We start from the raw sequence: 6,286 nt of genomic DNA, 5'->3' as shown, positions 1-6,286 counted from the left end.
CAAGGACATCTATGCCAGCTATTAAGCTTTTTAACTTCACGGGGGGGGGTATAGAGAAATTTTGTTTTAGACTTTCTATTGTTACCTTCTTAAGCATCAACGCTTTTGCAGCCACTCAAGCAAATACTACAGACAATCGAAATTTCAATATCCCAGAGCATTATTTTAATGATAGCGAACTTTATGATAAAAGCAATTCTACTTATAAAAAACTCCAAGGTATAAATTATTATGCTAAGAGTTCTAAACAAGATATTAACAATATTACTTTAATTTATAACAATCCTAAACCAAATATTATAAATATAAACGATTTAAATTTTAAACATTATTTACTTACTCCTGATATGAGAGAAGATGAAGTTCTTTCTTTTAAAGCAAGGCATGGTGTTAATACAGCCGATCATAGTATAAAAACAGTTAGAGTGCTTCCTTTTTTAATCACAGTAAAAACCGATCATGCTGATGCAAGTTATAATAAACTTATATTAGAACAAGGAGAACTTAGTTCGGTTTTTTATCTTAAACCTAAAGATACTCATATAAAAAACCCTAGTAATTCTAAAAGCAATCAACGCATGAATTTCTTAATGAGTTCTACCTTTACTCATTATGGTAATGCAAGCTATAACCAAACCATACTTCAAAAAGATGCTCATATTAGTATGGGAGTTGAGAACACTTATGATTTAGCCTTAAATGGTGCTCCTTATTTAATTGGAGCTATAGCCACTTATGGAGATTCTACAAATAATAGTTTAAATATAGAAGCAGGTAGCAGTGTAGAGTTTTTTACTTCCTTACCTAAAAAAGATAAAAATGGTAATAATACCTTTGACGAAAGAATCACTCACCTTGTAGGTGGTTTAGCTTATCAAGGCAATGTAAAAAACAATAAAATCTTTATCAAAGATGCTAATATGATTATCCATGGTCCAAGCAAAGCTTATGCTAGTTTAGCTGCTGCTCATATTAGTGCAGGTTATATAGATAGTGGAACAGATAAAAACTTTCAAGCCAGTAAAAACCTTTTAGACATAGATGGTTTTAATCTTGATATATATATGAACCATGATAAACAACCCCTAGCTTATAATTCTGTTTTATTTGCTGATTTTTGGGGTGGAAAAACCGAACAAGGACAAGCCTTAGATAATACTATCAATATTAAAAGATATTAAAAACCTAAAAAAAGATAAAAACAATGAGAACATTTTTACTCAAGCTTTGTTTAACTTCTATGCAGGAGCTTCTAATAATGGAGAAGCAAATTATAATACCTTAAACATAGAATTAAAACATCCTTTAGAAATCGCTAATAACTTCTTAGGTTATAACCAACATTCTTTTTATGGTGGCTTTGCAACTAAAGGAGCTAATCATAATACCATTAACATTAAAAACGATCTTACCACAACCGATCTTTCTCAAAGCTATAAAGATGCTTTAAATATTGTAGCTGCTAGAACCTTAGAAGGCAGTGCGGATTATAATAAAGTTTATATTAATAATTCTATGTCAACCTTACCTGTATACATTTATACAGCTAAGAAAAATATTCTTAATAATCAAGACTTTTATCCTAGTAGTGCTAATAACAATAAAGTATCGATTAAAGATTTTGCTTCTTTTAGAAATCTAACTGTATTAACAGAAGCCAAAGAAGCTTCTTATAATACTATAAATTACAACAATGTTCAAAGCATTACTGATGCAAGTAATATAGATAAAGGTTCTAAAATCATCATAAGAGCTTTGGATAAAGCCAATCATAATACCATAGATATAAAAAACTATTCTTCTAATGCAGCTGATAATGCTTATTTGATTATGGCTTATAATGAAGCTGCTTATAATAAAATCATTATCAATGATACTTTATTGGGTGTAGCTTCAGATAAAAGAGAAGGGATTTTAAGTATTATAGCTGGACTTTCAAACAATGGCCATGATAATACCTTAATCATAAACAATCTTAATCTTGATGAGTATAAAAATAACAATTCTATTTTTATAGCTCCTTCAGCCATTACAGGTTTAAGTGAAGCTAAATCTTATAATAATACCTTATATAGGTGGGAATTTAATATATTTAAAAACACTTTCATAGATATATTAGCAGGAGCCTTAGTACATTATGAAGATAATTATAGTGCTTCTAATGCTATAACTCCTTCAGATATCAGTTTAAGTAAAAACAATAGACTGATTTAAATACTAAAGTTGAAGCTAGAATTATTAATAACTTTGAGCATTATTATCTTATTGTATCCAATAAAATCAACACAACTCCCCTTTTGAAGTCACATACGATGCTCCTATTAATATTTCTAGCGAGAAAGTATTGGCTCTTTATACCCTCAAAGAGTAATACCCCTACCTTAAAAATAAAGAAATCTTAATCTTATAAAGTGAGCAAGGTTTTATAGATGAAAATTCTAATACTTTAAATCAAGAAGAACTTCAAAGCTTTATTGAAAAAATGCAAAAAAACAAAGAAGATTTTAAACTAAGTTCTATAGATAGATTAAAAAAGATGAATTTACAAAAACTTTCTTATGAAGTAAGAATATCCCAAGATGGTAAAAGCATTTACGCAAAGATAAAATAAATCATTCCTATCTTAAAGATAGGAATCTTTTGCTTGTATTTTTATAAATATAAACAAAAGATTCTTAAATCTTAATCTTACAAAAAGGAGCAAGTCATGAAAAAGTTAAATAAACTTTCTTTGTCTTTAGTTGTAGGTTCTTTACTTTTTACACAAAGCTATGCTTTACCAAGTGGGGGTAAGTTCACTCATGGAACAAGTGGAAGTATAAGTTCAAGCAATGGCACTATGAATATCTCAGGAAGTAAAACAAACTCTGTTATCCAATGGGGTGGTGGTTTTAATATAGCAAGTGGTGAAACTGTAAATTTTAAAGGTAGTGGCTATAACTACTTAAATATTGTCTATGGTTCTAAAAGCTCTCATATAGATGGAAAGCTAGAAGGTGGAAGCAATAATATCTTTTTAATCAATCCTAATGGTATAGTAGTGGGTAAAGGTGGAAGTATTAATGCAAATAGAGTGTATTTGTCCACTTCATCAGTTAGCAATGAAGATATGCAAAGATTTGCAAATGGTGTAAGTGACACAGATGCAATATTTGGTTTAGGATTAAGTTTGTCTCCTGTAATTGCAAAATTAAATGGCAATGTTATTAATCTAGGAGTTATAGAAGGTAAAAGCGATGTCACTTTGATAGGAAATGAAGTGGCTCATCATGATGAGAATAAAAATGTAGGTTTATTTATATCTGATAACCCAATTTCATTTAGGGCAAATTTATTATATTTTATATTGAAATCTAATTATTCTATTGCAAGTGGAAGTATGAATTATGGTATTCAAAAAGGTTCTCCAGTCGAACAGTTTGTTGCTAATAACCAAGTTGTTTATGAAACCAATGATAAAATAACTTCAACAGATATCGACGCTAATGTTATGAATTCTATATTTAATGACTTAAAATTTAATTCTAGTGTTAACATTGAAGATTTAAGCAAATTTTATAAAGATGGAAAACTATTAACAGCTGATGATTTAGCAAGCATTAATCAAAGTATGGATTTTATTACTGCTTTATATGGACAAACTCAAGATAGCAATAATGCAACATTTGCAAACGCTTTAAAGGAAGTATTGGGAAATTCTTATGGTAATCTAGGAAAAGCTAATCAAGCCATTATTAAAACAAAGGAAATTCTTTCTCAAATTCCTAAAATAACCGAACAACAAAAAAATATTCAAAAAGCTTACGATCAAGCTGTAGATGCTTACAATGAAGCAGTGAAAAAATACAATGCTGCTTTAAGTGGAGTAACGGGTAGTAATGCTAGTGAAACTATAACTGCTTTAAAAACTGTTTTAGATAAAGCATATAATGATTTAAAAAATGCTGAAGCTAACCTTGAAAGCACTACAGCAAGTAATAATTCTAGCTTAAAAAGTTCTAATGAAACTTTAGCAAGTGTAAGCATAGATGGTTATAAACTCACAGTTAATGGAGAATATCTTGCAGATTATAAAACTGTTAACAAGCCTAATGATAACAATAGTGGTTCCAACAACGGAAACGATGGAACCGATTCAGGTGATATTAACAATGGTAACAACAACGGTTCTAATAATAACCCAAATGATACCATAGGACAACAAGAGCCTGACATTGCTACAGCTTTGCTTATGCAAACTACAGATGAAGATCCAAATATCAATAAAGATGATAAACAAGCAAGTATAGATGAAGCAGCACTCAAGAAAGTGGTAATGCTTGTATAGTATCGGATAATTTTAAAGCAGGAAATCCTTGCTCAAGATGATTAAAATCCAAAAGGTTAAAAGCCTTTTGGATCTTGTTAAAAATTAATAAAACAAACAAAATTTAAAGATTAAAAATCAAACAAACACTAAGGAAAATTTAAATGAAACGCATTATCTTACTATCTAGTTTAGCTATCTTAAGCCTTTATGCTAGTGATACTAAAGATAATAAAAAAACCATACAAATGTTAGAACAATCTCCTTATAAAGAAGATGCTAACTTAAAAAACTACAATAACACTTTAAAAGTAAAAGATGGAGTGATTATCATAGATCATTCTAATACTAGTGATGATAATAATTCAAAAACCACTAACACAAAGAAAAACATTCAAAAAGATAATAACAACACTCAAAAAAATCAACCTAACTTGTCTAATGATAATACTTTAAAAACTAAAACCCCAAATTCAAACACTCCTTCTTTAAAAAATACTTCTAAAGAAGAATCAATTCATAAAGTTAGCTTTAGCTTTCATATTACCAATAAAAACATAAACTTTAAAGATCTAGGTTTAGATGAGCAAGTTTTACAAGAAGCCTTAAACGATTACAAAAAAGAAAGTATTTCAGTTCAAGACTTACAAGATATAGCCAATATCATTTCTTATTATGTTCAAGTTAGTGGTTATCCTGCTGCTACAGCTTATATCCCACAACAAGAACTAAAAGATCAAATTCAAATCAATATCACCTTAGGTGTTTTAGGTAAATATGTGGTTCAAAACAATTCTAGTGTAAGAGATTATGCTATAGAAAGTAAATTACCTAATCACAAAGGTGAAATCATCACTACTAAATTAGTAGAAGATGCAGTTTATAAAGTCAATGAAATGTATGGCATACAAACCCTTGCTTCTTTAAAAGCAGGAGATAATCCAGGTGAAACAGATGTAGTGATAGAAACTACCCCTAGTGATAGCTTTGTTTCTGTATTGTTTTATGGAGATAATTACGGTATAAAAGAATCAGGTAGATATAGGGGTGGTGCTAGTATGAGTTTTAATAACATAGCTCATCAAGGAGATAGTCTTAATGCTTATTTGCAAAGAAGCGATGAAGCACAAACTAACTATGGTATAAGCTATACTACTTTTCTTAGGGAATTTAAAAATCACTCCAAGTTATTCTAAAGGAAACTATGCTTTAGGGGGAATTTGGAGAGAATTTGACTTTATAGGAACTTCTGAAAATCTAGGTATAGATTTAAAATATCCTTTGTGGATTACGACTTATAATTCTTTTTATTTAACTTCAAGCTATTATCATAAAAAACTTAGTGATTCTAAATTTGATATTTTAACCTTTGATAAAAGCTCTGATACGATAAGCTTTGGTATAGAAGGAGTTTATAATGGCATTAGCAATGATAGTTTTTCTTATAGTGCTAATGTAAGCTATGGTAATGTTAAAGATGAAGGTATGACTATAGTAGGTATAGGAACAAGCAAAGTAGGTGGAGTAGAATTTGGAAAATTTGCTAAACTCAATGTCAATCTTAACAATGCTTATTTCTTTAATGATACCTTTACTCATCTTTTTAGTTTAAATTATCAACAAGTTATCAATGGAGCTACATTAGATAGTAGTGAAACTATATCTTTAGGAGGTCCTTATGGAGTAAGGGCTTATAATAATGGAGATGGAGAAGGAGATAATGCTGTAGTGGCTAGCTTTGGACTTAGAATGGCTACTCCTTTAAAAGATTTTTATATCACTCCTTTTTATGATATAGGTTATTCTTGGTATGAGAATGATTCTTATACAAACTATATGGATGCTTATGGTTTACAACTGCTTTATAATAAAACAGGGAATTTTTATGTTAAGCTTGATTTAGCTAGAGCTTTAAAGAAGTATAAACTAGATGATGATTATAGTTCTAAAGCTTATGTGAGCTTTGGAAAGTATTTTTGA

The 6,286-nt window shown here is 29.4% G+C and carries 2 protein-coding genes and 3 pseudogenes; all 5 read left to right on the top strand.

The genetic code is table 11. The features are described from left to right. Positions 1–50 precede the first annotated feature (50 nt). The 5 genes and pseudogenes from AJN56_RS02715 (at position 51) to AJN56_RS02705 (ending at position 6,286) form a co-directional block, all read left to right on the top strand. Positions 51–2,371, top strand: a pseudogene (locus AJN56_RS02715) (hypothetical protein). A 111-nt stretch (positions 2,372–2,482) separates the two neighbouring features. Then, complete coding sequence (locus tag AJN56_RS08860) at positions 2,483–2,611, top strand: hypothetical protein (protein ID WP_002853440.1); 129 nt, start codon at positions 2,483–2,485, stop codon at positions 2,609–2,611. A 96-nt stretch (positions 2,612–2,707) separates the two neighbouring features. Continuing rightward, a complete protein-coding gene (locus tag AJN56_RS02710; protein WP_250539083.1) occupies positions 2,708–4,327 on the top strand; it encodes a filamentous hemagglutinin N-terminal domain-containing protein in 1,620 nt (539 codons plus the stop codon). A 28-nt stretch (positions 4,328–4,355) separates the two neighbouring features. Then, positions 4,356–4,496, top strand: a pseudogene (locus tag AJN56_RS08595) (hypothetical protein). 58 nt (positions 4,497–4,554) lie between these two features. Next, positions 4,555–6,286 (top strand): annotated as a pseudogene (locus tag AJN56_RS02705) (ShlB/FhaC/HecB family hemolysin secretion/activation protein).

It is taken from the genome of Campylobacter sp. BCW_4319, assembly GCF_001764435.1.
GTDB lineage: Bacteria > Campylobacterota > Campylobacteria > Campylobacterales > Campylobacteraceae > Campylobacter_D > Campylobacter_D jejuni.
The sequence above is the reverse complement of the archived record's forward strand: the minus strand, read 5'-3'. Positions and strand labels throughout refer to the sequence as shown.

What these genes read in the sequence shown, in the direction of transcription:
- AJN56_RS08860 (WP_002853440.1), top strand. Translation starts at nt 2,483, where the DNA reads ATGCAAAAAAACAAAGAAGATTTTAAACTAAGTTCTATAGATAGATTA.
- AJN56_RS02710 (WP_250539083.1), top strand. Translation starts at nt 2,708, where the DNA reads ATGAAAAAGTTAAATAAACTTTCTTTGTCTTTAGTTGTAGGTTCTTTA.